The organism is Pseudomonas sp. HMSC08G10, from assembly GCF_001808425.1.
Lineage (GTDB): Bacteria > Pseudomonadota > Gammaproteobacteria > Pseudomonadales > Pseudomonadaceae > Aquipseudomonas > Aquipseudomonas guariconensis.
Genome location: NZ_KV793304.1, coordinates 38020 through 50690 on the forward strand (window position 1 = coordinate 38020; position 12671 = coordinate 50690).

Sequence of the window (12671 nt, forward strand, 5' to 3'; positions counted from 1 at the left end):
TCCCGAGGGGCTGTGTAGCGCCTCGATGGAGTGAACATTAGGCATTCCTTCTTTTTTCGTCAATAGGTATTCCTAACTTTTTTCACGCAGACACAAAAAAGCCCGCACTCGGCGGGCCTCAAGCGGCTGATTTTTTACTTCGAGAACTTAACCTCAGTGGCCAGCGCCTGCTTGGCTGCTTGGTACTCAGACTTTGCGCGATGGTCAGGAGCGCGGTATGGGCTCATCGAGGAAAGATAGGCGGACCACTTGGCGTAAAGATCCTTGCTCAGCTCCAGCTGCTTGGCTGGCACCTTGGACGCTTTCAGTCGAGTTACAGCCTCATTGCCCTGGGCGTGGGCGAATTTCACGCACTCCATGAATGAGTTGCTGTACTCGGCTTGCAGGTCGCGCAGGCCATATCGAACAGCATCACGCGCCAGCATTGCCTCCAGATCGCACTGGAATGCCGGCATATCGAGCTGGCTGGCAAAGTTGGCCGCCTCTGGCGATTCCTTGTCATAGGTGTAGGGGCGCGGCTTGAAAACGTGAGGCTCTTTCTTGGCTGGCGCTGCGGCATATCCGCCGGAGCCAGGCTGAACCGGAGCACAGCCAGTCAGAAAGGTTGCAGTAATGATAAATGCTGCCAGGGTGTTTCGCATGACTCTCTCCTTGAGGAAAGGCGTCATGCTATCACTAGGTGGAGCTTGATCGACCTAAAGGAAGATCGACTTCGGCATTTTCCCGTCGACGACTGTCCCTACGATCTCCCAGGTGTCGTCGACCGCCCTGGTCGGATAGGAGCTGTTGAGCGGCTTGAGATAGAGCTCGCCCGCGTCGCGCACCAGCTGCTTGAAGGTGGCTTCGTTGGTGCTGATCATCCTGGCGACCACGAACTGCCCAGGCCTCGGCTCGATGTCGGGAGCTATGAGAATCAGGAAGCCCTCAGGGAATGAGGGGCTGCCGGACGCAACGGTCATCGAATCACCCATCACCCTGAGCCAGAAGGCATCCTCTCCAGCCCATACATCCGAGGTGTGCTGAGGGCATAGCGCGATGTTACCCATCTCAACCGCCTCCCTTGCGGTGCCAGCCTGGACCCAACTGATCTCCGGATAGGAAAAGGACCTGGTCGGCTGCAGGGCTGCTTCCACATTGGACCCTTCGGCCAGCCCAGCAGACTTTCGCACTGGTCCGCGACCCGTGGCCAGCCACTTGGGCGCAACCCCAAGGAATTCAGCAGCAAGCAGTAGGTTCTGACCCTCGATCGTCTTGGTCTTTCCTGAAATCCAGTCGTTTACGGATGGCGGCTTAATGCCGCACGCCCGCGCCAAAGCGGCCTGCGAGATTTTCGGAGGCCCGGCCATGATCTGCCGAAGTCGTTCTTGAAGTGTGCTCATTAGGGGAGCCTAACAGCTGCCATCTAAGGTATTCCTATTGACCTGAATAAAAGGTATGCCTAATATCTCTACCTAAGATTCCAGCCGGAGATACCAGGCATGAACCCCAGCGCAATTATCGAAGCTCTGGGCGGGACATTTCGCGTAGCCGAGCTGTGCGAGGTACGCCCGCCATCGGTGAGCGATTGGAAAAAGCACGGCATTCCTCGTGCCCGAATGATGTTCCTGCGCGTAGCCCGCCCGGACGTCTTCAAGGCCCTGGAGGAAGAAGCCCAGGACGATGCTTCCCAGCCCAGCGCTAGCGCCAAGAAAACCGCTGCTTAACCACTTTCAACCACAAAGGAACCAACCGTGTCGTACTTCGACCCCGACCACCTGCACAACAAGCCCACCAAGGTTCGCTTGGATGAGGCTGCCGACGACCTGCTCTCGGCCATGGCTCGATTCAAGCGCACCCAAAAGGCTGTGCTCGCCAGGGAGATTCTGGAGCGCGGTCTCGACCAGATGATGCAAGAGCTTAACGCGAACACTGACGTGGCCTGAAGTGGCCGAGGAGGCCCTGTGCCAGAAAGCAAAGAGCTGGAGATCCAGCTCGATGGGAGAGGCAACTCGGATCTGGCGTATCTCGCTAGGCAGAGGGGCGTAACCCCTGAGCAACTGGCGGCACAAATCATCAATGAGGCTCTCGACCGGATGACGAGAACAGAGCCTGGCCGAAGCAACGTTCGGTCGTTTCGCAAGGGCTTATAAGCCCCTGAGGGACTCATGAGGAACTGCCGTTGAACGCAGCAAAACCCAAACCGCAGAAACGAAAAAGCCGACGGGCTAGGTCGGCTGATTCAACTGCATTCGTAACGCTTGTGTGAGGTCATCATATATGCATCAGACCATCCAAAGCAATACCGTGGCCCTCGCGCCACAAAATGCGAACCACGGTTTCGTGGCGCGGACAGTAAATCTGTTCAACTTCGAGGGATTCGACGTCCGCGTCGTGCTCGTTGATGGTGAGCCTTGGTTCTCTGCCAGCGACGTTGCCGCGCGACTTGGCTACACCAACCCTCAGAAAGCAGTGCGCGACCACTGCAAAAGCCCGCGTCCAGTAGGGGTGAACGATTCGTTCACCCTTGGGCCTTCGGCAAACATCATCCCTGAACGTGACGTCTACCGGCTGGTCATGCGCTCCAAGATGCCTCAAGCCGAACGCTTCGAGGAATGGGTGGTGGGCGAGGTTCTGCCCAGCATTCGCAAAACCGGTGGATATAGCGCACCGGCCCAGCCCGCCGACCTCAGCAAGCTGGAAATCCTCCAGATGGCCCTGGAGTCGGAGAAAGCCCGCGTCCTGCTCACTGTCCAAGTCGAGGCCCAGGCCAAGAAGATCGACCACCTGGAGAACCTGTTCAAGGAAGGCATGAGCCACGTCCAGTTCTGCAAGGGCCTCAATGGGGTCAACGTGATGCAGGTAGGCCACTTCCTTGAAGGCCGCAACTGGCTATACAACGAGAGCAAGTCCGGTACCCGGTACCGCGTGGCCGCCTACGCACGCGACAAGTACATGACCGAGCATCAGCAGGAGATCACTCCGCACGGCCGTGAGCCCTTCATCAGCTACACCCCTGTGCTGCTGCGCAAGGGCGCCGTGCGCCTGTACGAGCTGTACCTGGCCGGCGAGCTGCCCATGAAGAAGAACTGGGACGGCCTGCACACCCACGACAAGGCCGTGCGGGGTGCAGCATGAAGACCTACCCACTGGATATCGAATCGGTAGGTGAGGACACCTACATCGTCATGAGCCGTGGCCATCACGACCTGGAGCTCTTCATGGCCGAGGCTGTGAAGGAGCGCCCGCGTTGGTGCCTTGGCGGACCTGAGCACGTATGGGTCAAGACCGTGCCCGGCCGTGGCAGCTACGCCAGCTTCTATCACTTCGTTCCGCAAGGTACTCGCGGGGCGTGGCCGGCTACCTACTGCTACGAGTACGGCGATGGCTACGAGCGCTACAACGAGCGCGCTTGCGATCAGTGCAGAGGGGAAGGCCGGGTTGGTGGCGCTGCGCCTGATGAGGGAGGCGGAAAAAATTGCAGTTTCTGCGACGGAACCGGCTTGCAGAGCGGGGTGCAGCCATGACCCGGCAGGAACTGCGCGACGACATCATCAACTACATGAGCAATCCAAAGCTGTCTTCTCGTGGCTGGTACTGCACATGGTGGTTCCGCCACCACCTCCAGTACGGCGCCATCGGCACGCGAAAGATCCGGCAGGAGCTCGATCGCATGGAGAAGATGGGCCTGGTCGTGTCCGACAAATCCCAGAGTAACAACACGCTCTGGCAGCTTGCTCCAGCGCAGGTGACGCCATGAGCAAGCCAGTGAACGTGGAGAAGGCCACGCCGACCCTGTTTTACGCCAAGCAGGCCCCGTACAGCTCGGTCAGTAATGACGTGGTGGCCATGATCGCCAACCCCGACGCCCTGGCCATCTGGATCTACCTGCAAACCCGTTCCAGCGACTGGAAGGTGATCGGCTCGTACCTGCAAGACCGGTTCTCGATTGGCCGTGACCGCTACTCGAAGGCCATGGCCTACCTCAAGGAAATCGGCCTGGTGAGCCATGAGGTTGTGCGCGAGGAGGGTACCGGCAAGGTGCTCGGCCGCCGCGTGATCGTGCATTACGAACCGAACCTACAGGTTTCCGAATATTCGGTTAACCGAAGTGTGGGTTCTCCGAATGGTGGGGAAACCGACAACTACTCAATAAAGGATTCTTCTACTGAATCAAGGAGTAAACCCGACGTCGCTGACGCTCCTGAGCTGGTCGACTTCGAGCGGTTCTGGAAGCTCTACCCGCGCAAGGTGAGCAAGGCTGACGCCAAGAAGGCCTGGGGGAAGATCAAGGTCACCGCCGACCTGTTCGACCTGATGGCCAAGGCACTCGCTGCCTGGACCGTTTCGACCGACTGGACCAAGGACGGCGGCCAGTTCATCCCGCACGCGTCTACCTGGCTGAACGGCAAGCGCTGGGAAGACGAATTGCCCCGGCCGGCTGGTGCCGCCCCGTTCGCATCCCGCCGCCCGGCCAGCGGCCCCGACTTCAACGACACCAGCTGGGCTGATGACCTGGGGGGCTTATGACCGCACAACCGAAACTGCGCAGCGTGACGCAGATCATGGCCACGGCCCGCAACCTGCCGGCCGAGGTCCAGGCCCCGACCAAGCAGCTGGACCCAGGCACCACCGAAGTGGTCAACGCCCTGTTCAAGGAGCTGCAGGCAATCTTCCCGGCTTGGAAGCAGGCCTGGCCGGACGATGATGCGCTGAAGGCTGCCAAGCGCAGCTGGATCAAGTCCTTCGTCGCCGCGGGCATCAACACCCTGGAGCAGATCCGCTTCGGCATCCAGAAGTGCCGGGTGCTGGGTACCGACTTCGCCCCGAGCAGCGGCAAGTTCATCAAGCTTTGCCAGCCGACACCGGAAGAGATGGGCATTCCGCCGCTTGCGAGAGCCCTGGCAGAGGCGCTGGAGAACTTCCACCCCAGTCGTGCCTGTTCACGCGTATGGACGCACGCAGCGGTGCGCCACGCGGCCCTGCAATGCGAGGCGCAGAACCTGGGGTCGATGGAGGTGGAGCGGGCAGAGAAGGTGTTCGCCCGGGCCTACGACATCACCATTCGCATGCTGGTCGCCGGCGAGCCTCTGGGCGACATCGCGACCGGCATCGGCCACGACAGCCAGAAGAGCGCCGCGCAGCTGGCCGATGAGTACGCCGCCCAGAGGCAGGTCCGCCTGCTGGAGATCCAGCAGATCCCAACCAGCGCCGCCGCGTGCCGTGCACAGCTGCTGGCCAAGTTGAACATCAAGCGCGCCGGGCAGCCGGCCGGGGAGGGGGTGTGAAGAGTGAAGTCTTGAGCAGGAAAAATGATCGGCCTCTCACCCGCGATGACACATTTCCGCAAGGTTTCCGCGGGCTTGAGGCCGGTGAGCGAGATTTTATAAATCGGCAATTCGTTGAGCAAGAGGGCGCCGTTCGCCTGCAAGGAGGCCAGCCATGACCATCGACAAGCAGAAACTCCAGCCCCTGCTGTGGTCGGTAGTCGCCTCCTGGCGCGCTGGCAGCGATGCCCTCGGGCGCCATACGGATGCCCTGGACGAGTTTCTCGGTGAGACGACGGTGGAAGAGGTCGCTCTCGGTCTGCTGGACGAGATCAGCCAGCTGACCGCCCGAGTGCGCGCAGCGGAGAAGCAGCTGCAGGAGGTGGCTCATGTCTGAGCGCATCAGCGTCAACTGCCAGGCCAAGCTATCCGAGGCCGTGACCATGCTCACCCGCATGTTCCGCGACAAGAAATTCGTCGTGGTCAGCATGCGCCCGGGAAAGGACCGGACCCTGGAGCAGAACGCTCTGTGGTTCGCCATGTACGACCGGATCGCCAAGAGCACCGAGATGGGCGACATCGAGGATGTTCGCCGGTACTGCAAGCTCCATTTCGGCGTGCCGATCATGCGCGCCGGCTGCGCCGAGTTCCGCACCGGCTGGGCTGAGTCGTTCATCCACCTGGACTACGACGTGAAGCTGCGCCTGATGGGGCCGTGCGCCATGTTCGGGCCAGATGGCTTCCCGGTCACCCGGTTGTTCGACCGGGCCCAAGGCTGCGAATACACCGACCGCATCGTGGCCGAGTTCGCGCCGCAGGGGGTGTTCTTTGGTGACCTGCTGAGTGAGGAGGCGGCATGAAGCCTGGTTATGGAGCGGTGACTGCATTGCTCGGGGGCGCACTCGCAGCACAGCTGGCGGTGGTGGGTATTTTCATGAACACGCCAGCCTTCTGGATGATCTTCGGAACTGCGCTGGCCATGGGGGGCGTGTTCTACAAGTGGGGTGACGAGTTATGAGAGTCGTCAGCAAGAAGGTTCGCGATAGCGCCCGCGGCCAGGACTGCACTGTCCGCATTCCAGGCATCTGCAACTTCAACCCGGAGACCACCGTGCTGGCCCACCTCCCGTGCGGGCAGAAGGGCATGGGCATGAAGGGCTTCGACACCGTGGCGGTCTACGCCTGCAGCGCCTGCCACGACGCGCTCGACGGTCGCGGGAAAGGCGAGGTGGACTGGTCCGATATGCCTCGGGCAATCGCTGAGACTCATGAGGCCCTGATTCGGGCCGGCATTCTGACCGTGAAGGGGGCCGCATGACGGAACTGACACTACCGTGGCCACCGGCCGCATGCAGCCCGAACGCCCGGGTGCACTGGACCAGGAAGAGCAAGGCGGCCAAGTCCTACCGGGCGGCCTGCCACCTGCTGGCGAAGCAGGCGGGTATCACGGCGCCGCAGGGTGGCGCGCTGCTCATGCTCGAGTTCGTTCCGCCAGATCGCCGCCGGCGCGACGACGACAACCTGCTGGCGATGTTCAAGGCTGGCCGTGACGGCCTGGCAGACGCCCTAGGCATCGACGACAACGTTTTCGCCACCCAGATCAGGGTGAGCAAGGAAACGATCAAGGGCGGCGCTGTGCGCGTCCGTATCCAGGCACAGGAGCAAGCAGCATGACACCAGCATGGGGATTCCTGATTTTGGCCACCCTCATGGTGGTGGGTGGTGTGTCGCTGTCGTGGGCTGGGGCAGTTCGCCGCAAGCGCAGTTACGAAGAATTCATTTTGAGCAAGGCCAAGCGGGCAGGGGGTAAGCAATGATCTATCGAGACGTGATTTCCGCAGTAATTCGAGCGCTGGCGTCTGAGACGATCAACAGCGCAGGCGGCTGTGACTACACCCCCAAGGTGCAGGCCAGCAAGCTCAAGGGTGAGATCGTCGGCAAGGATGCGGCATTCCTCACCGACTGCTGGGTATTTGGGAGGCTGCATTCCTGCCTTGACCAAAAGCATTGGCTGGCCCTGAATGCCCGCTACTCGACTCACATGGCCTCCAAGGTTGGGGCCATAGGCCGGATCGTTGCTCACGTTACCTCGCCGGCACCCAGGCTGTTCCTCACCAAGGCCGTGACCGCCTGGGCCTACCCGCAGCTCGGGGGTGCTGAGCGACCGACTGCTGAAAAGGTGACCCTCGATGTTGACGACGATGCCCCCGCTTGGCGAAAGGCCGCCGTCGCAAAAGCTCAGCAGGCCATCAACGCAAAGCTGAAGCAGCGGCAGGAAGCGCCGTGCGAAGGGGTGATCATTCTGCCCGCGCACAACTACGACATGAACACCTGGGATCTTGATGGGAACCCAGAGCGTACCCGGCGAGACTGGCGCCGCAAAATCTTCAAGGGGTTGGACAAGATGGTGGATGAAGCGCTGGTGGAGGCTGGCGAGATCCTGAGCAGCGAGGGGGTTTTATTCGATGACCAGGACGCCGCATAGACCGCTTGACATGACATGCCGCTTCGCCGAATATTCACCCATCCTGTCATTCCTGCGCTAGTTGAGGAGTGACACACAAACCCGGCCACCGCGCCGGGTTTTTTAATTGCCCCATGAGGGCCTCAAGAGGCCCAGCACGGCGTCGGTCATATTAATTGTCCCGGTGGTCCGGTATTTTACGCTAGGCCAGACTTAGGGCGCATACTCACTCTAGCTCAGATTTTCTGAGTTATTGAGAGGTACTTATGTCTAGTGACATTACCAAGCCAGATGGATCTCCGGGACTTGAATCGGAAGTTGGGTCAGATACAGAAAAGCGTGAGGGGTTTGACAAATCTAGCCCAGAGGATAGGGACGATTATATCGATCCCGACGCTACGCCTGAACAAGAACCTGAGTTTCCTGAGCGTCCAAAAGCTTCAAATGCGGAAAAGTTCAGTAGTCAGCATACTGGTTGGACTTATCCTGGGCGCCGCTGGTAAAGGCGCCCCACCAAGTACGGTTCTTTCGCCACATACGCTCCTCGAAGCCGATGATCCACTGGGCTACACCCCAGATGGTGACGAGCCAGGCCTTGATAAAGGTCCGGAGAGTGACCGGAGGCAGATGCGTACACCATGATGGATCGCTCGCTGAGTAATTCATTTATTTGAGCTCGGATAACCGGGCTCATCAGAGGTTTATATGACAGATAAAACATCGAACCAGGGTGAAAGAAGCTCTGGCGAAAATACATCTCCCCAAGGCCCAAGGGCGGAGGGAAGTAAGGGTGCCAACACCGAGCGGGCTTCAAAGGCAGAGCTCTATAGTCGGCACGACAAGGTTGCTGAGAAAGATGTCAAAAATGATCCGCGAAAGTCGTGAAGTAGAACATTTGAGCTGATTGAAGCGCCCAATGAATTGGGGAAGCGCTAATAAATCACTAGCTAGCCGCCTTCGGGCGGTTTTTTGTTCAGGTGAATTGGCTTCCCACCAGATCAACGGATGTACGCCTACCATTCTAAGCCTCGGAACTTCCGGGGCTTTTCGTTATGTGCTGCTCCGCACGTTCGCCCGGTTCCTGAATAGGGGCCTCAATCGGGCCTTTTTCTTCCTTGCAGCCCCGTAGAGGGGATATCGAGTATGTCCAACATGCCAGACAAACCAGACACCTGGGCGATAGCTCTGGCGTGGTTGAGCCAGCATTCGCCCTTGATTTATGCCGGCATTCTCTCGTTCGTGACGGCCCTGCTCAGGATCATCTACGGCGGTGGAACCCGTCGCCAGGCGATCCTTGAGGCATCGCTCTGCATGCTGCTGACCGCCGGAGCGTTTCCGCTGCTTGAGTATTTCGGCCTGCCTCAGAACCTGGCCGCGGGATTGGGCGGCGGCATTGGCTTCCTGGGCGTAAAAAAGATCGCAGGGTTGGCCGATCGCTTTGCTGATTTCAAGCTGCCGCGTCGTACTGAGGGTCAGTGACTCCGCGCCACAAATTCAAGGTGCGCCATTTCGTGGCGTATCAGTCTGTGCGAGGGAAAGGGAACAGCTGCTCTGGATCGCGTGACTCGGCATTCATTTTCTCGCACGTAGCCGCAGCCTTCGACCGGTTGATAAAACCGCGTTTTAGGCGTTCTTTTTCCTGGTTGTCGTAAATGTCGAAGCCACCCGAAATGGTGGCAGCGTAGAACCGGTTGCCGATTTGGAAGGACTCACCTTCGATAGGCACAGCAGGAACGATAACGAATCTTGGTTGCATGTTTCGAGCCTCCCCAGGCAGACAACTAAGTATTAGTCCTGCAGAGGAAAACCATCAACATGACTCATCGAGATATTTCGATGACGGGCCGTGTCACTCGGATCCGCCACGAACTACCGGTCAGTGACGACATCAAGGTTGCTGTCTCCGGCTTAGACGCCGCACTGACGGCTGCGATTGACGCTGCAAAGGCTGCCGGGCTTCCGCAAGGATTGATCGTCGGCCTGCTGCACGGCCATGCCCACGCCGAGACGCACAAGATGGTGTCCGTATGAAGGTCGTGGAGTTCCAGCGCGAGAACTGGCGTGACGCTTCCAAGACCCTGCGCAAGATCGCAGATCAACTGGATAGCGGCGAGCTACCGGTTTGCAGCATCGGCGTCATGGCCATGCGCGACCCTGCTGGGCAGGTTGAGCTGTTTGCCTTCGGCCCGGTTGCCGACGACTTGCAGTCCCTAGCCATGTTCAGGCTTGCGGAGCAGAAACTGATTGATGTGTTGCTGGATTGCGGGGAAGGGTAAGTGTGCCGCAGGTGATTGCGGCACTGATCGATTACGTTGCTGCGCTCTGAATCTTGGTGGCCAGGCTGGAAAGCTCATCAAGTGCCTTCCCCAAGTCATCAACCTTGCCTGCTTCGATCTGAAGCGCGATCAGCGCAATAGCTGCTGCAACGGCATTGGACCTGGATAAGGCGGGATTGCCTTTCAAAGTCTGGATAGCGACCTTTGCATCTTCTGATATAGCCATGCTGCGTTCCTTGCTGAAGTTTGGATCTCTACCAATACCGGCAACCAGCCATCATTTCAAGACGCAGGAATCCCAATGACATCAAAGCTGCCTGACTGGGAGGCGATCGAACGAGCCTTCCGGGCCGGCGCGCTTTCCATCCGCACCATCGCTGACCGCAACGGGGTGAGCGACACTGCGATCAGGAAGAAGGCCAAGGCCTTGGGCTGGGAGCGGGACCTTTCCGAGCAGGTCCGTAAAGAGGTTCGCAACAAGCTGGTTCGCGGCGAGGTTCGCGAAGACCAATGCGCGAACCCTGAGCGGGACGCCGAGATCATCGAAGAGGCGGCAGAAGAGGGGGCGACGGTTGTTCGCAGCCACCGCCGGGATATTCGCAAAGCCTCGAACCTTGCGAACTTGCTGATGGATGACCTTCTTACCACCATCAAGCGCCGCGAGGACATTGAGGACGAGATTGAGCGCGAGACGGCCGACGACGAGAGCGGTTTCCGCAGAAGCTCGATGCTCGCCGCCGTGGCGCTGCCCAGCAACGCCAAGACCCTTTTCCAGCTGTCCTCGGCCATGAAGAACCTGCAGGTGCTTGAGCGCACTGCATTCGGCCTGGACGACAAGGAGCAGTCGAAAGACGCCGACGAGCTGTCGCAGCTGATGGATGAACTATCGAAGGATGCCTGACCATGAAGCCCGAGCACATGAAACTGCTCAGGGACCGGTTCTGGCGCCTCAACAATCTCTACTTCATCACGGACAAGCAGGGCAAGAAGGTCCGCTTCCGCATGACGCAGGAGCAGGTCGACTACTTCCAGGGGATGCACACCCGCAACATCATCCTGAAGGCGCGGCAGTTGGGCTTCACCACGCTGGTCTGCATCGTCCAGCTGGATGCCGCGCTGTTCGAGGCTGCCAAGTGCGCCCTGATCGCCCACACCCTGAACGACGCCAAACGGCTGTTCCGCGAGAAGATCAAGTATGCGTATGACTACCTTCCCAAGGAGATACGCGCTGCCAACCCTGCTCGCAACGATGCTGCTGGCGAGCTTGTGTTCAGCAAAGGCGGATCGCTCTACGTGTCCACGTCCTTCCGGGGCGGGACTCTACGGTATCTGCACGTATCCGAGTTCGGGAAGATCTGTGCCAAGTTTCCCCACAAAGCCCGAGAGATCGTCACCGGCGCCTTTGAGGCTGTCGCCGCAGAGTGCTTCGTTACGATCGAGTCGACGGCGGAGGGGCGGTCGGGCTACTTCTTCGATTACTCGCAGAGCGCAGAGAAGCAGCAGCTGGCCGGCGTGCCCCTGGGCCTGTTGGACTGGAAGTTCTTCTTCTTCAGCTGGTGGCGCAATCCGCTGTACTGGTTGGACCCTACTGATGTCGTCATCCCTGACCGGCTGACCAAGTACTTCGACGACCTGACCGCCAAGCACGGAATCGGCACCAACCCTGGCCAGCGAGCCTGGTACGCCGCCAAGGAAAAGACCCTTGGCGACGACATGAAGCGGGAGTACCCGTCGATCCCTGCCGAGGCATTCCAGCAGACGATCGAGGGCGCCTACTACGCCAAGCAGTTCACCAAGCTCTACGCCGCCCAGCGCATCGGCAAGCTGCCGGACAACAGCCACCTGCCGGTGCACACGTTCTGGGACATCGGCGTGGGCGACTCGACCGCCATCTGGTTTGTCCGGATCGTCGGCGAAGAATTCCACGTCATTGACTTCTACCAGAACAGTGGTGAAGGCCTGCGGCACTACATGAACGTGCTGAAGGATCGAGGATATGAGTATGGCGAGCACTGGGGCCCCCACGACATCGACAACCGTGAATTTGGTAGCGACGGCAAGACTCGGCGCGAACTCGCACGAGAGGGCTACGAGATCGATGGACAGCGCTATTCGCTGACCTTCCAGGTGGTGCCGAAGCTCGGCGTAGACGAAGGCATCGAGCAGGCCCGGGAAATCCTCCCTAACTGCGCATTCGACGAGGCCAAGTGCGAGGAGGGTATCACTGCCCTGGAGAGCTACCGCAAGGAGTGGGACGACAAGCGCGGCTGCTGGAAAGACAAGCCCTTGCACGACTGGTCATCCCACCCGTCCGACGCCTTCCGTTACTTCGCCGTGGCCAAGACCAAGCGCTCCGTGGTCAAGCACGTACCTATCACGTTCACTTTCTGAGGCCACCCATGCCGAACTTCATTCCCCGGGCAGAGTACTCGGAGGCCTTGCCCGGCTGGCAGCTGGTCAAGCGTTGCGTGGCCGGTGCCCGCGAGGTGCGCAAGCACGACGAGTACCTGCCGATGCCGGACCCGGAGAACAAATCACCGGAGAACCTGGCTCGGTACAAGCAGTACAAGAAGCGGGCGATGTTCCTGAACGTCACCGGGCGCACCCGTACCGGACTGCTGGGCGCTGTATTCCGAAAGACAGCCGAGCTGCAGTTGCCCGCCGGCGTGGAGTACCTGAAGGAGAACGC

Annotated in this window: 23 protein-coding genes and 1 pseudogene; 20 read left to right on the forward strand and 4 right to left on the reverse strand. The window is 59.7% G+C overall.

Annotated features, from left to right (window positions below):
- Nucleotides 1-134: 134 nt before the first annotated feature.
- Together HMPREF3173_RS10260 and HMPREF3173_RS10265 are read right to left on the reverse strand one after the other, a co-directional pair.
- Complete coding sequence (locus HMPREF3173_RS10260) at nt 135-641, reverse strand: hypothetical protein (RefSeq protein WP_070572870.1); 507 nt, start codon at nt 639-641, stop codon at nt 135-137.
- A gap of 54 nt (nt 642-695) precedes the next feature.
- The gene (locus tag HMPREF3173_RS10265) at nt 696-1379 is read right to left on the reverse strand and encodes a LexA family protein (protein WP_083299989.1); all 684 of its coding nucleotides are present in this window, start codon (nt 1377-1379) and stop codon (nt 696-698) included.
- Nucleotides 1380-1478: 99 nt separating this feature from the next.
- On the opposite strand from HMPREF3173_RS10265, the gene HMPREF3173_RS10270 reads away from it, so the two are divergent.
- The 15 genes from HMPREF3173_RS10270 (at nt 1479) to HMPREF3173_RS10340 (ending at nt 9185) form a co-directional block, all read left to right on the forward strand.
- Nucleotides 1479-1703, forward strand: a complete 225-nt coding sequence (locus HMPREF3173_RS10270) for a helix-turn-helix domain-containing protein (protein WP_070572872.1) — start codon at nt 1479-1481, stop codon at nt 1701-1703.
- Nucleotides 1704-1730: 27 nt separating this feature from the next.
- Nucleotides 1731-1922, forward strand: coding sequence for a hypothetical protein (locus HMPREF3173_RS10275; RefSeq protein WP_064314396.1), 192 nt, complete (start codon nt 1731-1733; stop codon nt 1920-1922).
- 334 nt (nt 1923-2256) lie between these two features.
- Nucleotides 2257-3114 carry a BRO-N domain-containing protein gene (locus HMPREF3173_RS10285; RefSeq protein ID WP_070572876.1) on the forward strand — a complete coding sequence of 286 codons (858 nt, stop codon included), beginning with the start codon at nt 2257-2259 and terminating at the stop codon, nt 3112-3114.
- Complete coding sequence (locus tag HMPREF3173_RS10290) at nt 3111-3503, forward strand: hypothetical protein (RefSeq protein WP_070572878.1); 393 nt, start codon at nt 3111-3113, stop codon at nt 3501-3503. The genes HMPREF3173_RS10285 and HMPREF3173_RS10290 overlap by 4 nt, the downstream gene beginning before the upstream one ends.
- On the forward strand, nt 3500-3736 hold the full coding sequence (locus HMPREF3173_RS10295; protein WP_070572880.1) for a hypothetical protein: 237 nt from the start codon (nt 3500-3502) through the stop codon (nt 3734-3736). The genes HMPREF3173_RS10290 and HMPREF3173_RS10295 overlap by 4 nt, the downstream gene beginning before the upstream one ends.
- Nucleotides 3733-4506 (forward strand): hypothetical protein, encoded by a 774-nt coding sequence (locus HMPREF3173_RS10300; RefSeq protein WP_070572882.1) that lies wholly within the window; start codon nt 3733-3735, stop codon nt 4504-4506. Before HMPREF3173_RS10295 ends, HMPREF3173_RS10300 begins: the two co-directional genes overlap by 4 nt.
- Entirely contained in the window at nt 4503-5264 is a 762-nt protein-coding gene (locus HMPREF3173_RS10305) for a replication protein P (protein WP_070572884.1), read from the forward strand. Before HMPREF3173_RS10300 ends, HMPREF3173_RS10305 begins: the two co-directional genes overlap by 4 nt.
- Before the next feature lie 154 nt (nt 5265-5418).
- A complete protein-coding gene (locus HMPREF3173_RS10310; RefSeq protein WP_070572886.1) occupies nt 5419-5640 on the forward strand; it encodes a hypothetical protein in 222 nt (73 codons plus the stop codon).
- Nucleotides 5633-6103: a hypothetical protein gene (locus tag HMPREF3173_RS10315; RefSeq protein WP_070572888.1), complete on the forward strand. Its 471-nt coding sequence runs from the start codon at nt 5633-5635 to the stop codon at nt 6101-6103. Before HMPREF3173_RS10310 ends, HMPREF3173_RS10315 begins: the two co-directional genes overlap by 8 nt.
- On the forward strand, nt 6100-6261 hold the full coding sequence (locus HMPREF3173_RS24565) for a hypothetical protein (RefSeq protein ID WP_168166375.1): 162 nt from the start codon (nt 6100-6102) through the stop codon (nt 6259-6261). Before HMPREF3173_RS10315 ends, HMPREF3173_RS24565 begins: the two co-directional genes overlap by 4 nt.
- On the forward strand, nt 6258-6560 hold the full coding sequence (locus HMPREF3173_RS10320; protein WP_070572891.1) for a nuclease domain-containing protein: 303 nt from the start codon (nt 6258-6260) through the stop codon (nt 6558-6560). The genes HMPREF3173_RS24565 and HMPREF3173_RS10320 overlap by 4 nt, the downstream gene beginning before the upstream one ends.
- The gene (locus HMPREF3173_RS10325; protein WP_070572893.1) at nt 6557-6916 is read left to right on the forward strand and encodes a RusA family crossover junction endodeoxyribonuclease; all 360 of its coding nucleotides are present in this window, start codon (nt 6557-6559) and stop codon (nt 6914-6916) included. The genes HMPREF3173_RS10320 and HMPREF3173_RS10325 overlap by 4 nt, the downstream gene beginning before the upstream one ends.
- Nucleotides 6913-7059, forward strand: coding sequence for a hypothetical protein (locus HMPREF3173_RS24570; protein WP_168166376.1), 147 nt, complete (start codon nt 6913-6915; stop codon nt 7057-7059). Before HMPREF3173_RS10325 ends, HMPREF3173_RS24570 begins: the two co-directional genes overlap by 4 nt.
- Nucleotides 7056-7727 carry a hypothetical protein gene (locus HMPREF3173_RS10330; RefSeq protein WP_070572895.1) on the forward strand — a complete coding sequence of 224 codons (672 nt, stop codon included), beginning with the start codon at nt 7056-7058 and terminating at the stop codon, nt 7725-7727. The genes HMPREF3173_RS24570 and HMPREF3173_RS10330 overlap by 4 nt, the downstream gene beginning before the upstream one ends.
- A 1122-nt stretch (nt 7728-8849) precedes the next feature.
- Nucleotides 8850-9185: a phage holin, lambda family gene (locus HMPREF3173_RS10340; protein WP_070572899.1), complete on the forward strand. Its 336-nt coding sequence runs from the start codon at nt 8850-8852 to the stop codon at nt 9183-9185.
- Between the two features lie 40 nt (nt 9186-9225).
- Here the strand turns inward: HMPREF3173_RS10340 and HMPREF3173_RS10345 are convergent, their stop codons facing one another.
- Nucleotides 9226-9462, reverse strand: coding sequence for a hypothetical protein (locus HMPREF3173_RS10345; RefSeq protein ID WP_070572902.1), 237 nt, complete (start codon nt 9460-9462; stop codon nt 9226-9228).
- A gap of 59 nt (nt 9463-9521) precedes the next feature.
- Between HMPREF3173_RS10345 and HMPREF3173_RS10350 the strand changes: the two genes are divergently transcribed.
- Together HMPREF3173_RS10350 and HMPREF3173_RS10355 are read left to right on the forward strand one after the other, a co-directional pair.
- Nucleotides 9522-9737: a hypothetical protein gene (locus HMPREF3173_RS10350; RefSeq protein WP_070572904.1), complete on the forward strand. Its 216-nt coding sequence runs from the start codon at nt 9522-9524 to the stop codon at nt 9735-9737.
- Entirely contained in the window at nt 9734-9982 is a 249-nt protein-coding gene (locus HMPREF3173_RS10355; RefSeq protein WP_070572906.1) for a hypothetical protein, read from the forward strand. Before HMPREF3173_RS10350 ends, HMPREF3173_RS10355 begins: the two co-directional genes overlap by 4 nt.
- Before the next feature lie 31 nt (nt 9983-10013).
- Here the strand turns inward: HMPREF3173_RS10355 and HMPREF3173_RS10360 are convergent, their stop codons facing one another.
- The gene (locus HMPREF3173_RS10360) at nt 10014-10208 is read right to left on the reverse strand and encodes a hypothetical protein (RefSeq protein WP_070572908.1); all 195 of its coding nucleotides are present in this window, start codon (nt 10206-10208) and stop codon (nt 10014-10016) included.
- 75 nt (nt 10209-10283) lie between these two features.
- Between HMPREF3173_RS10360 and HMPREF3173_RS10365 the strand changes: the two genes are divergently transcribed.
- The 3 genes and pseudogenes from HMPREF3173_RS10365 to HMPREF3173_RS24955 all read left to right on the forward strand — a co-directional run.
- Nucleotides 10284-10883, forward strand: coding sequence for a hypothetical protein (locus tag HMPREF3173_RS10365; RefSeq protein WP_070572910.1), 600 nt, complete (start codon nt 10284-10286; stop codon nt 10881-10883).
- 2 nt (nt 10884-10885) lie between these two features.
- The gene (locus HMPREF3173_RS10370; protein WP_070572912.1) at nt 10886-12373 is read left to right on the forward strand and encodes a terminase large subunit; all 1488 of its coding nucleotides are present in this window, start codon (nt 10886-10888) and stop codon (nt 12371-12373) included.
- Between the two features lie 8 nt (nt 12374-12381).
- Nucleotides 12382-12671: pseudogene (locus HMPREF3173_RS24955) on the forward strand (hypothetical protein); the annotation flags it as partial.

Excerpts from the sequence above, each read along its gene's own strand:
- HMPREF3173_RS10260 (WP_070572870.1), bottom strand. The coding sequence starts at position 641 with ATGCGAAACACCCTGGCAGCATTTATCATTACTGCAACCTTTCTGACT.
- HMPREF3173_RS10265 (WP_083299989.1), bottom strand. The coding sequence starts at position 1,379 with ATGAGCACACTTCAAGAACGACTTCGGCAGATCATGGCCGGGCCTCCG.
- HMPREF3173_RS10270 (WP_070572872.1), top strand. The coding sequence starts at position 1,479 with ATGAACCCCAGCGCAATTATCGAAGCTCTGGGCGGGACATTTCGCGTA.
- HMPREF3173_RS10285 (WP_070572876.1), top strand. The coding sequence starts at position 2,257 with ATGCATCAGACCATCCAAAGCAATACCGTGGCCCTCGCGCCACAAAAT.
- HMPREF3173_RS10290 (WP_070572878.1), top strand. The coding sequence starts at position 3,111 with ATGAAGACCTACCCACTGGATATCGAATCGGTAGGTGAGGACACCTAC.
- HMPREF3173_RS10295 (WP_070572880.1), top strand. The coding sequence starts at position 3,500 with ATGACCCGGCAGGAACTGCGCGACGACATCATCAACTACATGAGCAAT.
- HMPREF3173_RS10300 (WP_070572882.1), top strand. The coding sequence starts at position 3,733 with ATGAGCAAGCCAGTGAACGTGGAGAAGGCCACGCCGACCCTGTTTTAC.
- HMPREF3173_RS10305 (WP_070572884.1), top strand. The coding sequence starts at position 4,503 with ATGACCGCACAACCGAAACTGCGCAGCGTGACGCAGATCATGGCCACG.
- HMPREF3173_RS10310 (WP_070572886.1), top strand. The coding sequence starts at position 5,419 with ATGACCATCGACAAGCAGAAACTCCAGCCCCTGCTGTGGTCGGTAGTC.
- HMPREF3173_RS10315 (WP_070572888.1), top strand. The coding sequence starts at position 5,633 with ATGTCTGAGCGCATCAGCGTCAACTGCCAGGCCAAGCTATCCGAGGCC.
- HMPREF3173_RS24565 (WP_168166375.1), top strand. The coding sequence starts at position 6,100 with ATGAAGCCTGGTTATGGAGCGGTGACTGCATTGCTCGGGGGCGCACTC.
- HMPREF3173_RS10320 (WP_070572891.1), top strand. The coding sequence starts at position 6,258 with ATGAGAGTCGTCAGCAAGAAGGTTCGCGATAGCGCCCGCGGCCAGGAC.
- HMPREF3173_RS10325 (WP_070572893.1), top strand. The coding sequence starts at position 6,557 with ATGACGGAACTGACACTACCGTGGCCACCGGCCGCATGCAGCCCGAAC.
- HMPREF3173_RS24570 (WP_168166376.1), top strand. The coding sequence starts at position 6,913 with ATGACACCAGCATGGGGATTCCTGATTTTGGCCACCCTCATGGTGGTG.
- HMPREF3173_RS10330 (WP_070572895.1), top strand. The coding sequence starts at position 7,056 with ATGATCTATCGAGACGTGATTTCCGCAGTAATTCGAGCGCTGGCGTCT.
- HMPREF3173_RS10340 (WP_070572899.1), top strand. The coding sequence starts at position 8,850 with ATGTCCAACATGCCAGACAAACCAGACACCTGGGCGATAGCTCTGGCG.
- HMPREF3173_RS10345 (WP_070572902.1), bottom strand. The coding sequence starts at position 9,462 with ATGCAACCAAGATTCGTTATCGTTCCTGCTGTGCCTATCGAAGGTGAG.
- HMPREF3173_RS10350 (WP_070572904.1), top strand. The coding sequence starts at position 9,522 with ATGACTCATCGAGATATTTCGATGACGGGCCGTGTCACTCGGATCCGC.
- HMPREF3173_RS10355 (WP_070572906.1), top strand. The coding sequence starts at position 9,734 with ATGAAGGTCGTGGAGTTCCAGCGCGAGAACTGGCGTGACGCTTCCAAG.
- HMPREF3173_RS10360 (WP_070572908.1), bottom strand. The coding sequence starts at position 10,208 with ATGGCTATATCAGAAGATGCAAAGGTCGCTATCCAGACTTTGAAAGGC.
- HMPREF3173_RS10365 (WP_070572910.1), top strand. The coding sequence starts at position 10,284 with ATGACATCAAAGCTGCCTGACTGGGAGGCGATCGAACGAGCCTTCCGG.
- HMPREF3173_RS10370 (WP_070572912.1), top strand. The coding sequence starts at position 10,886 with ATGAAGCCCGAGCACATGAAACTGCTCAGGGACCGGTTCTGGCGCCTC.